This is a genomic window from Sphingomonas flavalba (assembly GCF_004796535.1).
Taxonomy (GTDB): domain Bacteria; phylum Pseudomonadota; class Alphaproteobacteria; order Sphingomonadales; family Sphingomonadaceae; genus Sphingomonas_L; species Sphingomonas_L flavalba.
In genome coordinates this window covers 220,248-236,930 of the sequence record NZ_SPHY01000001.1, presented here as the reverse complement: position 1 = coordinate 236,930, position 16,683 = coordinate 220,248, and the positions used below count along the sequence as shown (strand labels likewise).

At 69.0% G+C, this 16,683-nt stretch carries 18 protein-coding genes; 4 read left to right on the top strand and 14 right to left on the bottom strand.

Annotated features, from left to right (window positions below):
- Nucleotides 1–263 precede the first annotated feature (263 nt).
- The 5 genes from hisG to E4A53_RS01085 form a co-directional block, all read right to left on the bottom strand.
- On the bottom strand, nucleotides 264–911 hold the full coding sequence (hisG, locus tag E4A53_RS01105) for an ATP phosphoribosyltransferase (protein ID WP_136161259.1): 648 nt from the start codon (nucleotides 909–911) through the stop codon (nucleotides 264–266).
- 57 nt (nucleotides 912–968) lie between these two features.
- On the bottom strand, nucleotides 969–1,871 hold the full coding sequence (locus E4A53_RS01100) for an alpha/beta fold hydrolase (protein WP_136161258.1): 903 nt from the start codon (nucleotides 1,869–1,871) through the stop codon (nucleotides 969–971).
- A 64-nt stretch (nucleotides 1,872–1,935) separates the two neighbouring features.
- Nucleotides 1,936–2,835: a pirin family protein gene (locus E4A53_RS01095; protein ID WP_136161257.1), complete on the bottom strand. Its 900-nt coding sequence runs from the start codon at nucleotides 2,833–2,835 to the stop codon at nucleotides 1,936–1,938.
- On the bottom strand, nucleotides 2,828–3,310 hold the full coding sequence (locus tag E4A53_RS01090) for an NUDIX hydrolase (protein ID WP_206366183.1): 483 nt from the start codon (nucleotides 3,308–3,310) through the stop codon (nucleotides 2,828–2,830). The genes E4A53_RS01095 and E4A53_RS01090 overlap by 8 nt, the downstream gene beginning before the upstream one ends.
- Complete coding sequence (locus E4A53_RS01085) at nucleotides 3,307–3,600, bottom strand: BolA family protein (RefSeq protein ID WP_136161256.1); 294 nt, start codon at nucleotides 3,598–3,600, stop codon at nucleotides 3,307–3,309. Before E4A53_RS01085 ends, E4A53_RS01090 begins: the two co-directional genes overlap by 4 nt.
- Before the next feature lie 40 nt (nucleotides 3,601–3,640).
- Here E4A53_RS01085 and E4A53_RS01080 point away from each other — a divergent pair, with 40 nt between their 5' ends.
- Complete coding sequence (locus E4A53_RS01080) at nucleotides 3,641–4,243, top strand: J domain-containing protein (protein ID WP_136161255.1); 603 nt, start codon at nucleotides 3,641–3,643, stop codon at nucleotides 4,241–4,243.
- Nucleotides 4,244–4,258: 15 nt separating this feature from the next.
- Here the strand turns inward: E4A53_RS01080 and E4A53_RS01075 are convergent, their stop codons facing one another.
- Nucleotides 4,259–4,738 (bottom strand): VOC family protein, encoded by a 480-nt coding sequence (locus E4A53_RS01075; RefSeq protein ID WP_136161254.1) that lies wholly within the window; start codon nucleotides 4,736–4,738, stop codon nucleotides 4,259–4,261.
- A 27-nt stretch (nucleotides 4,739–4,765) separates the two neighbouring features.
- A complete protein-coding gene (locus E4A53_RS01070) occupies nucleotides 4,766–5,128 on the bottom strand; it encodes a DUF1428 domain-containing protein (RefSeq protein WP_136161253.1) in 363 nt (120 codons plus the stop codon).
- A gap of 168 nt (nucleotides 5,129–5,296) precedes the next feature.
- On the opposite strand from E4A53_RS01070, the gene cobS reads away from it, so the two are divergent.
- Nucleotides 5,297–6,304: a cobaltochelatase subunit CobS gene (gene cobS / locus E4A53_RS01065; protein WP_136161252.1), complete on the top strand. Its 1,008-nt coding sequence runs from the start codon at nucleotides 5,297–5,299 to the stop codon at nucleotides 6,302–6,304.
- Between the two features lie 8 nt (nucleotides 6,305–6,312).
- Nucleotides 6,313–8,142, top strand: a complete 1,830-nt coding sequence (cobT, locus tag E4A53_RS01060; protein ID WP_136161251.1) for a cobaltochelatase subunit CobT — start codon at nucleotides 6,313–6,315, stop codon at nucleotides 8,140–8,142.
- Nucleotides 8,143–8,285: 143 nt separating this feature from the next.
- Here the strand turns inward: cobT and E4A53_RS01055 are convergent, their stop codons facing one another.
- A complete protein-coding gene (locus E4A53_RS01055) occupies nucleotides 8,286–8,672 on the bottom strand; it encodes a glycine zipper 2TM domain-containing protein (protein ID WP_136161250.1) in 387 nt (128 codons plus the stop codon).
- A 150-nt stretch (nucleotides 8,673–8,822) separates the two neighbouring features.
- Between E4A53_RS01055 and E4A53_RS01050 the strand changes: the two genes are divergently transcribed.
- Nucleotides 8,823–9,911: an esterase-like activity of phytase family protein gene (locus E4A53_RS01050; RefSeq protein WP_136161249.1), complete on the top strand. Its 1,089-nt coding sequence runs from the start codon at nucleotides 8,823–8,825 to the stop codon at nucleotides 9,909–9,911.
- Here the strand turns inward: E4A53_RS01050 and rpmB are convergent.
- The 6 genes from rpmB to E4A53_RS01020 all read right to left on the bottom strand — a co-directional run bounded on the left by rpmB (nucleotide 9,856) and on the right by E4A53_RS01020 (nucleotide 16,608).
- Nucleotides 9,856–10,140 (bottom strand): 50S ribosomal protein L28, encoded by a 285-nt coding sequence (gene rpmB / locus E4A53_RS01045; RefSeq protein WP_136161248.1) that lies wholly within the window; start codon nucleotides 10,138–10,140, stop codon nucleotides 9,856–9,858. The two genes, E4A53_RS01050 and rpmB, sit on opposite strands and share 56 nt — an antisense overlap.
- Nucleotides 10,141–10,205: 65 nt before the next feature.
- Complete coding sequence (locus E4A53_RS01040; protein WP_136161247.1) at nucleotides 10,206–11,156, bottom strand: N-acetylglucosamine kinase; 951 nt, start codon at nucleotides 11,154–11,156, stop codon at nucleotides 10,206–10,208.
- A complete protein-coding gene (locus E4A53_RS01035; protein ID WP_136161246.1) occupies nucleotides 11,153–12,295 on the bottom strand; it encodes an SIS domain-containing protein in 1,143 nt (380 codons plus the stop codon). The genes E4A53_RS01040 and E4A53_RS01035 overlap by 4 nt, the downstream gene beginning before the upstream one ends.
- Nucleotides 12,288–13,574 carry a D-tagatose-bisphosphate aldolase, class II, non-catalytic subunit gene (locus tag E4A53_RS01030; protein WP_239018072.1) on the bottom strand — a complete coding sequence of 429 codons (1,287 nt, stop codon included), beginning with the start codon at nucleotides 13,572–13,574 and terminating at the stop codon, nucleotides 12,288–12,290. The genes E4A53_RS01035 and E4A53_RS01030 overlap by 8 nt, the downstream gene beginning before the upstream one ends.
- Entirely contained in the window at nucleotides 13,571–14,503 is a 933-nt protein-coding gene (locus E4A53_RS01025) for a DMT family transporter (protein ID WP_136161245.1), read from the bottom strand. The genes E4A53_RS01030 and E4A53_RS01025 overlap by 4 nt, the downstream gene beginning before the upstream one ends.
- Entirely contained in the window at nucleotides 14,500–16,608 is a 2,109-nt protein-coding gene (locus E4A53_RS01020; protein WP_136161244.1) for a glycoside hydrolase family 36 protein, read from the bottom strand. Before E4A53_RS01020 ends, E4A53_RS01025 begins: the two co-directional genes overlap by 4 nt.
- Nucleotides 16,609–16,683: the final 75 nt, after the last annotated feature.

Below are 16,683 nucleotides of genomic sequence, written 5' to 3'. Positions count from 1 at the left end.
GGTGCGTCCCTTGGCTGTGCTCGGGATAGGCGGGGATGTTGGGGTGTTTGCGGGTGTGCGGAGGGCTTGCGGGTCCCTCGACTGCGCTCGGGATGGGCGGGTTTGGAAGACGGGATGACTATTCCCGGCGTCGGAAGGGACAGGGGCACCCGCCAACCCGTCCATCCCGAGCGCAGTCGAGGGACGCACGGCGGCTGGGCCGCGTTGTTCGGCAACGCCGTTCGCGTCCATCCCGTACGTGGTCGAGGGGCGCGCGGAGCGGTTCATGCCGCTGCCTTGCGGAAAGCTTCGACCAGCGGGGCCACCTCGGCCGCGCGCAGCTTGAACGCGGCGCGGTTGACGATCAGGCGGGCGGAGACTTGGGCGATCACTTCCACTTCGACCAGTCCGTTTTCCTTCAGCGTCCGGCCGGACGAGACGAGGTCGACGATGCGGCTGGCGAGGCCGAGGGTGGGGGCGAGTTCCATCGCGCCGTTCAGCTTGACACATTCGGCCTGGATGCCCTGCGCCTCGAAGTGGCGGGCGGTCAGGTGCGGGTATTTGGTGGCGATGCGGACGTGGCTGCGTTCGCGCTGCTCCCCGGCGGCGAGACCGACCGGCTCGGCGATCGAAATGCGGCAGCGGCCGATGCCGAGGTCGACCGGGGCGTAGAGTTCCGAATAGTCGAATTCCAGCAGCACGTCCGAGCCGACGATGCCGATCTGCGCCGCGCCATGGGCGACGAAGGTTGCGACGTCGAACGCGCGGACGCGGATCAGCGAGATCGCTGGATGATTGGTGGAAAAGCGCAGGGCCCGGCTGTCCGGGTCGGCGAAAGCGGCCTCCGGCTCTATTCCGACCTGGGCGAGCAGCGGCAGCGCCTCGTCGAGGATGCGGCCCTTCGGCACGGCGATGATGAGTGGCGCGGACATGGCTGCGCGGCTTTACGGGTAGCGTGGGGCGAGGGCAACCGGGCGCGCGCAGCCGGGTCAGGCGGCGGGGCGGGCCGCAAGGAAGGCGCGGATCGCGCGGTTGACCGGCTCCGGCGCTTCCCAGGTCAGGAAATGGCCGGCGTCGACGCGGACCAGCGTCAGGTCGTCGATCAGCCCGTCCAGCCCCTCCAGCTGGCAGGGCAGCAGCGCGGCGTCGCGGGTGCCCCAGACGACCAGCGTCGGCACTGTCACCGGCGGGAACGGCGCGTCGATGAACGCCGGGCGCTCGACCATTTCGTTTGGCGCCGGCACGACGACGCTGGCCGCGCGGTACCAGTTGAGCATGCCGGTCAACGCCCCCGGTTGGCCCCATTCGGCGAGGTAGGCGGCGCGTTCGTCGGCGGGGATGCGGCTGAGGTCGGCATGGTTGCGGAAGCTGGCGTCGAAGAAGGTGCCGAGGCCCATCGCGGTGATCGCCGCTTCCATGCCGGGATCGCGGAAGGCGCGGATGTACTGGCTGGCGGCGCGCTGGGCCGGATCGTCGATCAGCGTGCGCTGGAAGATCAGCGGGTGCGGAGCATTGAGGATGACGAGGCGGGCGACCCGGTCCGGCCGGGCGAGCGCCGCCGCCCATGCGACCGCACCGCCCCAGTCATGGCCGATGAGGGTGAAGCGGTCGACATCGAGCGTGTCGGCGAGGGCAAGCAGGTCGGCGATCGGCTGGGCGGTGCGATAGGCGTCGACGCCTTCGGGCTTCGACGAGCCGGCGAAGCCGCGCTGGTCCGGCGCGACGACGAAATGGTCGCGCGCCAGCTCCGTCAGCTGGTGGCGCCAGGTGCGCGCGGATTCGGGAAAGCCGTGCAGGAAGATCAGCGCGTCGCCGTCCTCCGGCCCGCCGAGGGTGACGTCCAGCGTCACGCCGGTGGGGAGGGGGATGCGCCTGCGTTCGAGGTCGATCATGCGGACGGTCCTTCCCCGGCGGCTGGCCTGCCCGATCATGCTACCGGCTTACGCAAACGGCAAGTCAGGGATAGCTGACGGTTTTCGGCACTTCCGGGATCGGGATGAATTCCTTGTCGTCGCCCGGCACCTTCGGGAATCGGCCGGCTTTCCAGTCGTCCTTCGCCTGGTTGATGCGGTCGCGATCCGACGAGACGAAATTCCACCAGACGTGGCGCGAGGTGGTGAACGCCTCGCCGCCGCACAGCATGACCCGGCCGCCCTGCTCGGAGCGCAGCGTCGCGGGGGTGCCGGGGCGCAGCACGTACATCGTCTGCGGCTCCAGCGGCTGGCCGTCGAGGCTGGCGTCGCCTAGTGCGACGTAGACGGCGCGCTCGTCGGCCCCGGCGTCGATCGGCATCGTGCCGCCGGCGGCGAGCAGAATGTCGGCGTAGATCGTCTCCGCATGGCAGGTGGTCGCCGCCGTTTCCCCCCATAGCGTGCCCATGATGACCCGCGCCGAGACGCCGTCATCCTCGATCAGCGGCAGCTCCTCCGCCGCGACATGCTCGAAGGCAGGAGCGATCTCTTCCTTGCCGTCGGGCAGGGCGAGCCAGGTCTGGATGCCCGAAAGCCGCGACCCGGCGGCGCGCTCGGCGGACGGCGAGCGCTCGGAATGGACGATGCCGGTGCCGGCGGTCATCAGGTTGACCGCGCCCGGCGTGATCGTCGCGAAGGTACCGAGCGAATCGCGGTGGTCGATCGCGCCGTCGAACAGATAGGTGACGGTCGCAAGGTTGATGTGCGGATGGGGGCGGACGTCGATGCCCTCGCCGACCGGGAAGCTGGCCGGACCCATCTGGTCGAAGAACACGAACGGGCCGACCATCGTGCGCGGCCGCGACGGCAAGGTGCGGTGGACCTTGAACCCGCCCAGGTCGTGGGTGGAAGGCGTGATGGTCTGGATGACGATGTCTTCAGCCACGATCGGAACTCCATTGTCGTGCGTCCCATCCCGGCGCCACGGCGTCGAGCATGGCGACGATGTCGGCCGGGAAGACCGGCTCGGCGGGGGCGGCCAGTTCGGCGCGGGTCCACCAGTGAAGTCCGGTCATCACCCGAAGCTCCAGCGGCGTCAACGCCGCCCGGCTGATCGCCCGGTCAGCCACGTGCAGCAGATAGTAGCGTTCGTCGGCGACCACCGGTTCGCCTTCGACGGTGGTGAAGCGGGCGCGGCGGCGCGCCACTTCCGGCCCCGGATCGAGGCTGAGGCCGGTTTCCTCGAACAGTTCGCGGCGGGCGGCGGTGGCGTGGTCCTCGCCCGGATCGAGCGCGCCGCCCGGCGTCGCCCAGAACGGTGCCATCGCGATTTCCGGCACGAAACGGAACAGCAGCACCGACCCGGCCGGATCGATCATCAGGATCCGGGCCGCCGGCCGTTCGCGCAGCGGCGCGGTCACAATCCCGCTTCCGCCGGGGTGCGGACGGTCATGGTCAGCGCGTGGACGCGATCGGCGAGCAGGTCGGCAAGGGCGCGATTGACCATGCGCTGCCGTTCGACCCGGCCGAGGCCGGCGAAGGCGGTGCTGACCAGTTCTACCGAGAAATGCGATTCGCCACGCGGGTCGTGCCCGGCATGGCCGTGATGCCTGGCGCTGTCGTCGGTGACGACGAGGCGGACGGGAGCAAAGGCCGTGGTCAGCCGGGCGACGATCTCGGTCGCGACCGGCCCTCTCGATTGATCGGGCATCGGCCATATATAGGAGGTTTTTCGAATACGGGGAGCCGGTTTGGCGCGCAGCGGCGACAGCAGGGACAGGACGGCGACGCGCTTCCACGGCCGGGTGGAGGGCGCCGCCCCCCATTGCGCGGTACCGGGGTGCGAGGCACCCGGCGAGTTCCGCGCGCCGCCGGAGGGGGGCGCGGCGGGTGGCGATGCGCCGCGCGCATGGCGCTGGCTGTGCCTGGAGCATGTCCGCGCGTTCAATGCGAAATATAACTATTTCGCCGGAATGAGCCCCGACGAGATCGAGGCGGAGCAGCGGCCCTATGCCGGGTGGGAGCGCGAGACGCGCGCCTTTGCCGCCAACGGCTCACCCGGCCCGCGCTGGGCCGATTTCGCCGACCCCCTCGATGCGATCGGCGCGCGATTCGGCCAGCCGGCAGCAGCAGGACGCAAGGACGGCCGGCCGCTGTCCGGTGACGACCGCCGGGCGATGAAGGTGCTCGGCCTTGCAACCGACGCCGACCGGCAGGCGCTGCGCCGCCGTTACACCGAGCTGGTCCGGCTCTATCACCCGGACCGTAACGGCGGCGACCGCAGCCACGAGCACAAGCTGCGCGAGGTGATCGCCGCCTATGACCGGTTGAAGGCGGCGCCGGCGTTCGCGTGAACGGAGCGGCGGCGTTCAGCCGCCGTCGGCCGCCCGCTCGACCGCGGCGATGTCGATCCGTTTCATCTGCATCATTGCCTCCATCGCTCGGCGGGCGCGGCCAGGATCGGGGTCGGCGAGCAGCGCGATCATCCGGCGCGGCACGATCTGCCAGGACAGGCCGAAGCGGTCCTTGACCCAGCCGCACTGTTCCGCCTCCGGCACCGCCGACAGCGCATCGGCCAGCCGGTCGGCCTCCGCCTGGTCTTCGCAATGGATCTGGAACGAAACCGACTCGTTGAACTTGAAAAGCGGCCCGCCGTTCAGGCCGACGAACGACTGCCCGGCGACGGTGAATTCGACGGTCAGCACCGATCCGGCCTTTCCGGACGGATTGTCCGCCGGGGAACGGGTGATCCGGCCGATATGCGAATCGGGCAGCAGCCCGGCATAGAATTCGGCCGCTTCCTCCGCATTGCCGTCGAACCACAGGCAGGGGGTGATCTTGTCGGACATGACTCGTGTCTCCCGTCGGGTGATCGCTCAGTCGGCGCCGGTGTCAAGCAGGAGCGAGAAGCCGCCGAACACCAGGCGCTTGCCGTCGAACGGCATCTCCTGCGGCCCGTCCTTCAGGCGCGGGTCGGCCATCACCTTGGCGTTGCCGGCGTCGCGCGCCGCCTTCGACGGCCAGACGATCCACGAAAAAACGACATTCTCCCCCGCTTCCGCCTGCACCGCGCGCCGGAAATCGGTGACCTTGCCGTCCGGTACGTCGTCGCCCCAGCATTCGACGACGCGCGTGGCGCCGTGTTCGATGAAGATTGGTGCCGCCATCGCCGCCATCTCGCGATAGGCGTCGCGTTTGTCTTCCGGCACGGGTATGACGAAGCCGTCGATATAACTCATGGCATCTCTCCTGCAGGTTATGTCGCCGCCTAACGCGCGGATGCCCGCCGCGATCCGGGATTTTAGCGACTATTGTCGCCGTTCGTGCGCAACCCCCTTCATTTTTGTGGCGTTTGGGGTGAAAGGGCAATCGACTGGCCCGCGGCGCGGGCGGAAGAAAGACCGAGCATGACCGAGATTTCCAACACCCAGCCCGACAGCCGCGCCGAGACGGTGCTTGCCGCCCCGGACAAGACCATCGACGTGCGCGAGATGTTCGGCATCGACATCGACATGACGGTGCCGGCGTTCAGCGAGGCGGACGAGCGGGTGCCGGACCTGGACCCCGCTTATGTCTTTGATCCCGATACGACGCTGGCGGTGCTTGCCGGCTTCGCCTTCAACCGGCGGGTGATGATCCAGGGCTATCACGGCACCGGCAAGTCGACCCATATCGAACAGGTGGCGGCGCGGCTGAACTGGCCGTGCATCCGCATCAACCTGGACGCCCATATCAGCCGCATCGACCTGGTCGGGCGCGACGCGATCGTGCTGAAAGACGGCCAGCAGGTGACGGAATTCCGCGAGGGGCTGCTGCCCTGGGCGCTGCAGACGCCGACCGCGCTGGTATTCGACGAATATGACGCCGGGCGCCCGGACGTGATGTTCGTCATCCAGCGGGTGCTGGAAGCCGAGGGCAAGCTGACCCTGCTCGACCAGAACCGGGTAATCCGGCCGAACCCGTGGTTCCGCCTGTTCGCCACGTCCAACACCGTCGGGCTGGGCGACACCACCGGCCTGTATCATGGCACCCAGCAGATCAACCAGGGCCAGATGGACCGCTGGAACATCGTCGTCACGCTGAACTATCTGCCGGCGGCGGTCGAGTCGCAGATCGTCCTCGCCAAGTCCGGCGAGTATGATTCGCCCGACGGCAAAAAGCTGGTCGAGGACATGGTGAAGGTCGCCGAGCTGAGCCGTGCCGGCTTCATCGCCGGTGACATATCGACGGTGATGAGCCCGCGCACGGTCATCACCTGGGCGCAGAACGCGCTGATCTTCAAGGATGTCGGCTTCGCCTTCCGTCTGTCCTTCCTCAACAAGTGCGACGAGGCGGAGCGGCCGCTGGTCGCCGAATATTACCAGCGCGTGTTCGGCGAGGATCTGCCCGAAAGCGTGGTGAAGAAGGCGAGCTGACCGCGCCGATGGCGGAGCAGACCCCCCTTGATCAGTTCCGCCAGGTGCTGGGCGGCGCCGCCCGCGCTGTATCCGGCGAGCCGGAGGTCGAGCTGGCCTTCACCGCCGACGCGCCGAGCGCCGCGGGCAAGCATATCAAGGTGCCGATGCCCGCGCGCGGCCTGCCGCCGGAGCAGGTGGCGGAGGCGCGTGGCTTTGCCGACGGCTTCGCGCTGCGGCTGAAGCACCATGACCCGGCGCTGCACGCCCGCGCGCTGCCGGCCGAAGCGGTGGCGCGCGCGGTGTTCGATGCGGCGGAAACGGCGCGGGTCGAGGCACTCGGCACCCGCGCGATGGCGGGGGTGGCGGATAATCTCGATTCGGCGCTGGCGGTGCGGCTGCGCGCCGACCCGATTACCCGCGCCCGCAGCCGGGACGAAGTGCCGTTGTCGACCGCCGTCAGCCTGCTGGTCCGCGAGCGGCTGACCGGGCGGCCGGTGCCGGCGGCGGCGGCATCCGGCCTGGCGATGGTGCGCGACTGGATCGAGGAAAAGGCGGGCAAGGGACTCGATTCGCTGGCGCTGGCGCTGGATGATCAGCGCGCATTCGCAACGCTGGCCAACCAATTGCTGCAGGACCTCGAACTGGTCGACGGTGAGATTTCGCCCGACGACACGACCGACGAGAATGACGAAAGCGACGGCGAGGATCAGGACGAAGGCGAGGAGGGCGACGAGGGCGACGAATCCGCCAACGCAGCCGCCGGCGACGTCGACGCCCGCGCCGACACCGACGATACCGCCGACAGCGATGCGGAGGGCGACGACCCCGGCGAGGAAGGCGGCGAAGAAGGCGACCTGGGCGGGGACGGCGAGGAAGGGATGTTGCCGGTGCGGCCGAACCGCCCGCCGGCCGACTTCACCCCCGATTTCGACTACCGGCCCTACACCACGCGTTTCGACGAGATTGTCGTCGCCACCGACCTGTGCGACGAGGATGAGCTGGTGCGGCTGCGTGCCTATCTCGACCAGCAGCTGGTCCATTTGCAGGGCGCGGTGACCAAGCTGGCCAACCGGCTGCAACGGCGGCTGATGGCGCAGCAGAACCGTAGCTGGGATTTCGACCAGGAGGAAGGTCTGCTGGATGCCGCCAGGCTGGCCCGAGTCGTCGTCAACCCCACGCATTCGCTAAGCTACAAGATGGAGCGGGATACCGATTTCCGCGATACGGTGGTGACGCTGCTGATCGACAACAGCGGGTCGATGCGCGGCCGGCCGATCTCGATCGCCGCGATCAGCGCCGACATATTGGCGCGCACGCTGGAGCGGTGCGGCGTCCGCACCGAGATTCTGGGCTTCACCACCCGCGCGTGGAAGGGCGGGCAATCGCGCGAGGAATGGCTGGCCGCCGGGCGGCCGCCGCAGCCGGGCCGGCTGAACGACCTGCGCCACATCATATACAAGAAGGCGGAGGAGCCGTGGCGGCGGGCGCGCAAGGCGCTGGGCCTTATGATGCGCGAAGGTTTGCTGAAGGAAAATATCGACGGTGAGGCGCTGCTATGGGCGCACAGCCGGCTGATCGCCCGGCCGGAGGAGCGGCGAATCCTGATGGTGATCTCCGACGGCGCGCCGGTCGACGATTCGACGCTGTCGGTCAATTCCGGCACCTATCTGGAAAAGCATCTGCGCCAGGTGATCCACTGGATCGAGAACCGGTCGCCGGTGGAGCTGTGCGCGATCGGCATTGGCCACGACGTCACCCGCTATTACGCGCGGGCGGTGACGATCATGGATGCCGAGCAACTGGGTGGGACGATGGTTGAGCAGTTGGCAGCGCTGTTTGACGCCGAGCCGCGCTAAGGGTTCCTGCGCGCTATCGGCTCCTGCCGTTTCCCAACAAACAAAGGGCCGAGGTCCGAAGACCCCGGCCCCCTTTCCCCCGGCTACGCAACTGGGAGGAAAGCTACCCTCGATACGCGACCCGAGGGATGAAATGCGGCGGTTCAGCAGCGGCGCGGGCTGTCCGCCCGGTCGATGGCGCGGCCCGCCAGGGCGCCGACGCCAGCGCCAATGATCGCGCCCGCGGTCTTGTCGCCATGCCGCCCGACCACCTCGTTGCCGAGCAGGCCGCCGGCGATCGCGCCGATGATCGTGCCGCCGGTGCCGCTGTCGCAACGATAGTTGTTGCGGTAGCCGCGATACGGGCGGCGGTCCTGATAGCGGTAACCGCGGTAGTGGTTGCCGCTGTTGTAGTAATTCCCGTTGTAGTAGCCGCGGTCATAACCCCGGTCGTAACCGCGATACTGGGGACGAGCCTCCGCGGAGGTGGGGATCACAGCGCCGGCCGTCATCGCGATGGCCGCGCCGATCATGCTCAGCTGCTTGATCATCTTCCAACTCCTCCAGTCTGCGTCGACGACTGCCCGTCGACAGGGCCTTGATGGACCGATTCGCTTGAGTGGGTCCTGAACATGGGTGTTAGCTGCCGTTCAGCTTGGTAAACGCACTTCCCCGCCGGGCCGTCGGCGCTAGAAGCGGGCGTGGCCCGTTTCCTGCCCTCGATCCTGCTGCTGCTCGTCGGCATCGGCGACTACGCCGGGGAGCCAGCGCGGCCGCTGATCACCTCCGGCGCGCCGATCCGCTCGGTCGCGGTGCCGCTTGCCCCCAGCGACCCGACGGTCAGACGGGTGGGGGCGCTGACCTTCGTCGCCGGCTGGCAGTTGACCAGCGCCGACCCGGCGTTCGGCAGCGTGTCCGGCATTGCGGTCGCCGGGCGCCGCTTCACCTTGCTCAGCGATGCCGGCGGGGTCATGCAGTTCGACCTGGACGAGAAGGGGCGGGCCGGGCGCATCCGCTTTGTCGACCTGCGGGACGGGCCGGGGGTCGGCTGGTCGAAGGACGACAGGGACACTGAATCGCTGGCGATGGACCCGGCCAGCGGCCGCGCCTGGATCGGCTATGAGAGATTCAACCAGATCTGGCGCTACGCCCCCGGCTTCGCACGAGCGGAGGCGACGGCGGCCCCGCCCGCGATGGCGGACTGGCCGACCAATTCCGGCGCGGAGGCGATGGTGCGGCTGCGCTCCGGCCGATTCGTCGTCATCGCGGAGGCGCCGGGGGCGGACGGCACCCATGCCGGGCTGTTGTTCGCCGGCGACCCGACCCGGGGAGAGCGGCCGGTTCGCTTCCGCTATGCCGCGCCACGCTGGTTCCGGGTGACCGACATGGCGGAACTGCCCGACGGGCGGCTGCTGATCCTCCACCGCAACGTCAACCCGCGTCGCGCCCGTTTCGGCTGGCGGGACGGACGGCTGAAGCTGGTCGCCGGGATATCGACGCTGGTGACGGCGATCGACGCGGACGCGATCGCGCCGGGCGCCCGGGTGGTGCCGACGGAGGTGGCGCGAATCGGCCCGCCGCTCAATGCGGAGAATTACGAGGCGATGGCGGTGACGCAGGAAGGCGGCCGAACGATGCTGTGGATCGCCTCGGACGACAATTTCGCCTGGTACCAGCGAACCTTGCTGATGCAATTCGCGCTCGACCCGGCGGTGCCGGGCCGGGCGGCGCGGGTCAGGCGGCCTTCGCCTTCGCCACTTCGCGCTTCAGCTTCCGGGCGCGGGGGCTGAGCTTTTCGTCGTTGGTCTTGAGCAGCCAGTTGTCGAGGCCGCCGACATGCTCGACCGAACGCAGGCCGTGCGTCGACACGCGCAGCCGCACGCTGCGCGACAGCGTGTCCGACATCAGCGTCACATTCTGCAGATTCGGCAGGAAAGTCCGCTTGGTCTTGTTGTTGGCGTGGGAAACATTGTGCCCCACCTGCCGGCCCTTGCCGGTCAGTTCGCAGATACGCGCCATGTCATTCGTCCTGAATTTCGGGTTGCCCGGAAAGCGCTGGCCGATACCGGAGAAGGGCCGCGCGGTCAACCGGATGGTGGGGCCGGGCCGGCAAGGCGGGCAGCATAGCGTGCCGCGCCATAGGCCGGGGAATGGCGCGGCGCCACCATCCGATAGCCGCCGCGCGCCGCCAGTCGCTCTTCCAGTGCGTCCCTGACCGCCGCGACATTGGTCAGTACGCCGCCGGACCAGGAAATCAACGCCTCCTCGCCAGGCGCGAAACCGAGCGTGTTACGCAAAGCGTCGGCCATCGCCGCCAACTCGTCCGCGGCGCGCTGGTGAATGGCGATCGCCACCCGGTCGCCGTCCGCCGCAGCTTGGGCGACGACTGGCGCCAGCGCCGCGATCGCATCGCGCGGCAGGCCGTTCGGCCCCATGATCCGCGCGCAGATGTCGAGGTCGCTGCGCAGGCTGAGCGCAGCGACGAAACCGGCGTGGAGCGGCCCCCCGGGCAGGCGGCCATCGCTCATCCGGGTGAAGGCGTTCAGGCCCTGCACCGCGATCCAGTAGGCGGAGCCTTCGTCGCTGAATACCTCTCCCCAGCCGCCGATGCGGGCGCTTTTCCCCTGGCGCTCGCCATAGCCGATCGAGCCGGTGCCGGCGACGAGGTTGAGGCCGTCGGCGCAATCGAGCGAGCCGGCCCAGCCGCAGACCATGTCGTTGCCGCAATGATAGCGCTGATGGCCGAGGGCGACGCCGCATGCGCGTTCCAGCGTCGGGTCGATCACGCTGTCCTCGCCATAGGCAGGCAGTCCGAAGAAGGCGAAAGCGATATCGGCCGGGGTGATGGCCAGCGTCTGGCAGATGGCGGTGACGCCGGCACCGATCGCCGCAGTCGCGCCGTCGACGCCGACCTGAAGGTGATAGGCGGTCGGCCCCCGGTGGCGGGCGACGATCGCGCCGGTAGCGTCGATGCACAGAAATTCGGTCTTGGTACCGCCGCCGTCGACGCCGAGATAATAGAGCGGGCCGCTCATATGGCGCCGTCGTGGATGCGGACCCCCTGGACGACGCGGTTGACCGTGCCGGCGGCATTGGGCGCGTCGGGCGTCACCCCGTGCGCCAGCGACGCGTACAGCGCGAACAACTGGGCCGGGACGATATAGGGGAACAGCAGGTCGACGTCGCTCGCGGCGGTGAGACCGGGCACCCCGATCGTGTCGTCATCCGCCGCATTGCCCGCGGCGATGGTGACGACCCCACCGGCAACCTGGTCGGCGCGCAGTTCCGCGATCAGGTCGCGGTCGTAGCGGGCGGTCAGCGGATCGTTGGACACGAAGATCACCACCAGCGTTTCGGCGTTGACGATGGTCTTGGGACCATGGCGGAAACCCATCGGCGTGTCGAACGCCGTCACCATCCGCCCGTCGGTCAGCTCCAGCAGCTTCAGCGCCGCTTCGCAGGCCAGCCCCTTGAACACCCCGCTGCCGAGATAGACGGTGCGAGTGAAGCCGCGCGCGGCGAGCGCGTGCATCGTGCCGTCGGCGACGGCCAAGGTATCCGCGACCGCAGCGCTGATGGCGGCGACGCGGGCATCCATCCTGCCGATGCCGGAGAAGACCGACAGCGCCGCCAGCATCATTGCGGTGAAGCTGGACGTCATGGCGAAGCCGCGATCGTGCGTCGCCTCCGGCAGCACGACGACGTGGGTGTTGGCTGTGGCGCGGGTCGCCAGCGCACCGTTCGTGTTGCAGGTGATGATCAGATGATGGACGTCGACGACGCGGGCATCGGCGATCGCGACGGCGGCGACGCTTTCCGGGCTGCTACCGGAGCGGCCGAACGAGACGAGCAGAGTCGGCGTGTCGCGTTCGAAATGCAGATCGGGCGCGCTGACGATGTCGGTGGTTGCGACCGCGTCGACCCGGCGGGCGAGGATGCGGCTGAGCCAGGGGGCCAGGCACTGGCCGATGAAAGCGGAGGTGCCGGCCCCGGTCATCACCACCCGCAGGTCCGGCCGGGCGAGCAGCGGCGCCAGGAAGCGCTCGATCGCCAGCCGGCCGGCCGTGAGCAGGCGTTGCGTCTCGCGCAGGGTTTGCGGCTGCTGCGCGATTTCGCGCCGCGTCCAGCAATCCGCCCCGTTGGCACTGGAAGAGGGGAGGGGCAGATCAGGCATCGGGGTGGCAGGCTCCGTGATAGGCGTCGAGCACGGCGCCGATATGGGCGAGGGTGAGAGCGGCTGGGTCGATGCTCCGATGGTCGCGGCGGAGGGCGGCGAAAGCGACGGGCAGATACTGGCTGACCAGCCCCGGCGGCGGCGGCGCGGCCCGCAGATTGGCGAACAGCCGCGCCTGCGCCGCGCCGATCGCCGGACCGGGCCAATAATAGCGGATACGGTCGCTGAGGCTGTATTGCAGTTGGATATCGAGGGCGTGGCCGGTTGCGTGGTAATATTTGCGCCAGTGCGCCGGCTCGGCGCGCAGCCTGTCCATTGCCGTCACGCGCAGCCGCGCCTGCTGGTCCGGCGCGATCCATTCCCGCTCGATCGCGTCCAGCCCCCACAGCGCCTCGCGCAGCGCGAAGGTGACTCCGGGGCCGACTTTCAGGATCGCGAAATGGTCGCGGACCAGCGCGGCGAGTGCCGCGGCCGTCTGGTAATCGGTCGAATGCGCCTCGAACACGACGCCGTCGACCGGCTCGATCGCGGCACTCAGCGCGCGGGCGCGTTCCGGCCGGTAATCGACCACCTTGTCGTGGTCGAACTCGACGCCGGGCTGGACGACGGTGGCGATCACTCGCGTCCAGGCGTCGGCCAGCCCCTGTTCGGCGAAAAGCGTGCGGTGCATCGCGATCGTCGCCAGCGCCGCGTCCGGCGCAGTTACCGCCAGATCGTCCAGATCCTCCGCCGCGCCGCCGGGCACCGGCACCTCGGTGCCGATGACATAGACCGGCGCGTCGCCCGGCGTGCCAGCGAAGGCGGCCTCGGCGGCGTGACACAGGCGGGCGGCACGCTCCGCGATCGTCCGTTCCGGCAGTGGCGACGGGTCGTCGGCGCAGCTCATCGAGCAGTCGAGGTGGATCTTGCGGAAGCCGGCGCGGACATAGGCGGCGACCATCACCTCCGCTTTCGCCAGCGCGTCGGCGGCGGGCAGGGCGGTCCATGCATTGGGGCCGAGATGGTCGCCGCCGAGCACGATCCGGTCGTGAGCGAAGCCGGCGCGGTCGGCGATGGCGTGGACGAAGGTGCGGAAAGCATCCGGGGTCATGCCGGTGTAGCCACCGTCCTGGTTGACCTGGTTCGACGTCGCCTCAATCAGCACGAACGGTGCGCCATGGCGGAGCGCGTGGGCGAAGACCGCCTCGATCACCAGCGGATGGGCGGAGCACACGGAGGTAACGCCGACCGGCTCGCCCGCCTTGTGGCGGCGGATCAGTTGCTGGATCGGATGCATCATGCCGTCTCCGGCCGGGGAGTGTCGGCTTCGGCTTCGGTGTCGGCGGCGTCCGGCTCGATCGCCAGCAGGACGGAGGCGACCAGCGCCAGGACGAGGCCGGTCGCTTTCAACGGCCCGGGCACGATGCCGGCAACCGCCAGCGCGATAACCGCGGTGACGAGGGGGGCGCCGGCGTTGCTGAGCGGCGCGACGACGATCGCCTTGCCGTGGCGGAAGGCAAAGACCAGAGTCAGCGCGCCGATCGCGTTCAGCAACTGGATGCCGGCGGCGAGCAGCGGACCGTCGGCGCCCATGTTGATCGGCCGCGAGAAGTCGGTCATCGCATAGGCGACCGGGGCGAGTGCCAGCCCGGTCAGCATCATGTAGAAGAAGATGCTTTCGGCGGCCATGACGTGGTTGGCCGCCTTCATGAAATAGGCCTGTACGCCCCAGCAGGCCATGACGATCAGCGCCAGCAGGAACCAGCTTGCGCCATGGTCACCGCCACCGGCCTGCGGCAGAAAATCGAACAACGGCAGCGCCAACAGCGCAAGGGCGATGCCGACGGCGCCGAGCCGCCCGGTCCGTTCGCCGAGCAGGAAGAAGGACAGGGCGATGGTGACGACCGGCGACAGCGAGATGATCGGGAAGATCAGCCAGGCCGGGCCGCGGGTGATCGCGTAGAACAGCACCAGTTGCCCGCCGGCGCCGAGCAGGCCGATCGCGAGGCCATAGAGCATCGCGCGGGGGCTGCGGTCCAGCCGCCAGCCGCTTTGGGCGAGGACGATCAGCGCCGGCGGGATCATTGTCAGCGCCCAGACGCAATAGACCAGCGTTTCGGGAAAACCGCGTTCGGGCGACACGCTGGAAAAGGCGCCCCACACTCCCCAGAGCAGGACGGTGGTCAGCGCATAGAGCAGCCAGGCGCGGCCTGCGGGCGCGGCGGTCATGCGGCGCCCGTGTCCATCGGCGTCGCCGCGACGATCAGCGCATGGGTGAAACTGGCCTGAAGGCTGTTTTCGGCGGCGGTGGCGGTGCCGAGGGCTCGGCCCGACAACGGATCGGTCAGCCGGTAGCGGCCGGGGCCGAGACCGCGTAGCCGCACCGGCCCGTCCCATGCCTTGGCGAAGAAGGCGTAGTGCATCGTGCCATCGGCGGTGGCGATCGCGTGGCCTTCCGGCTTGTCGAAGCCGATGTCGTAAAGCTCGCCGCGATAGATACCGCGCGCCGGCATCGTTTGCCGGTAGAGCGCGATCCACTGGCGCCACACCGCCTCCTTCTGCGGGGTCAGCACATAGCCGCCGAGCGGCGGATTGTCGGACGGGCTGGCGGAATCCTTGGGCCAGGTGAATTTGGTCGAAGGCACCGCACCGACGCCGTAGCTGGAGGCGAAATCGGCGTGGCCGTCGCTTAATTCGACATGATCGCCGGCAAAGGGCGCGGACGGCCCGATCAGCGCCTTCAGGCTCTTGCCCTTCAACCGGACCTGCCAGGACGATTCCGGGTCGGACGCCGGGGTGTGGTTCATCGCCGGAATGTTGTAGAAGGCGAAGGCGTCGCCGCACGGGCACAGCTCGATCACCGCCTGCGGGTTGATCGCCATCGCCGTGTCGTAGAGCGCCTTCCAGAAATCCTGCAGCTTCTCGACCGATTCTTCCGGCCGCGCATGGTGGTGGGCGGGGTTGTAGCAGGGGGCGACGCCGTTCAAATGCTGGCCGTCGAACTTGATCCCCTCGAAGCCCCAGTCGCCGATAATCCGGCGGATATGCTCTTGGAAATAGGCAACGACCGGCGGATGAGCCGGACAGAGGGTGAAGCCGTCCCACCAGGTGACGTTCTGCGCCGCGCCGCTCCGGTCGAGCAGCAGCATCTCCGGATGGTCGCGCATCAGGTCGGTGCCCGGGTCGACGGTGAGCGGGGCGAACCACAGGCGCGGGCGCATACCGGCGGCCTTCACCCGATCGGCGAACGCCTTCATGTCGGCGCCGTCGCGGGGGAATTTCGTGCGGTCGACCTTCCAGTCGCCTTCCGATGTCTGCCAGCCGTCGTCGAGCACCACCCAGTCCAGCCCGAGCGCTTTCGCCTTGGGCAGGGTGCCGATGATCTGGTCGACGGTAAAATCATGGCCGTAGCCCCAGCCGCACCAGATTGGCGCGTAGCTCGAATCGGGGATCGGCGGCGCGGCGATGCCGCGCTCGGCCATGATCCGACGATAGGCGTCTAGCGGGGCGAAATGGTCGCCGCGATGCGCCATCAGGAACAGGCGCGGCAGCTCCAGCGTCTCGCCGGGGCCGAGCAGCGCCGCGGTGTCGCCCTCCATGCCGATGCGGGTGCCGCCGGGCTGGTGCGATACGGGCAACGCGATCAATTTCGGTGCCGTTTCGACATGGCCCACGGCCAGCCCGGCGTCCGGCCGCCAGACGGCGGCGACCGGCGTGCCGCCGCCATAGTCGGACCCGTTCATGCCCATGAAGTTGCGTTGATCGAAACCGGGGGCGACCGGCTGCACCCAGTCACGCCGATCGGGATAGGAGGCGCCGGCATAGGACCAGGCCCCGGCGGGATGGGCGAGCAGGTCATGGGCCGCCGCCCGCCAGCCGGCGACGGTCAGCGGCTGCTTGCCGATGTTGCGGAAACGGATGTCGATCAGCGCGACGCCGGGATAGCGATCGTGGAAGGCGATCGTGACGGTCTTTTCGATCCGGTCGTTGGCGACGCCGCGCAGGGTGTGGCGGGTGCCGGGACCGTGCGGGCCACTCGGCAGCGGCGCCCGGTCGTGGTCGAGCAGCAGGAAGCGGTCAATGATCTCGCCGCCGCCCAGCCACAGCGCGTCGGCCGCGTCGAAGCCGGTCAGGACGGTGCCGGCGCGGGTGAGCCGCGATGCCATGCCGGAATCGAAGGCGATGGTCAGGACGGAATCGGCCGCCTCGACCAGCGGCGGTTCTGCGGCCATCGCGCGCAGCGGACCGGCGCCGACCGTCACCGCCGCGCCGCTGGCGAGCAGGCGGCTGAGTGCGCCGCGTCGTGTCAGGCGATGGTGGGGCAGAGCCGGCATCCCAATCCTTTCCACGGGCGCTGAGAGCCCGACGAGAATCCAGTTGCATGAAATAGCGCACTAACGCAAGATAGT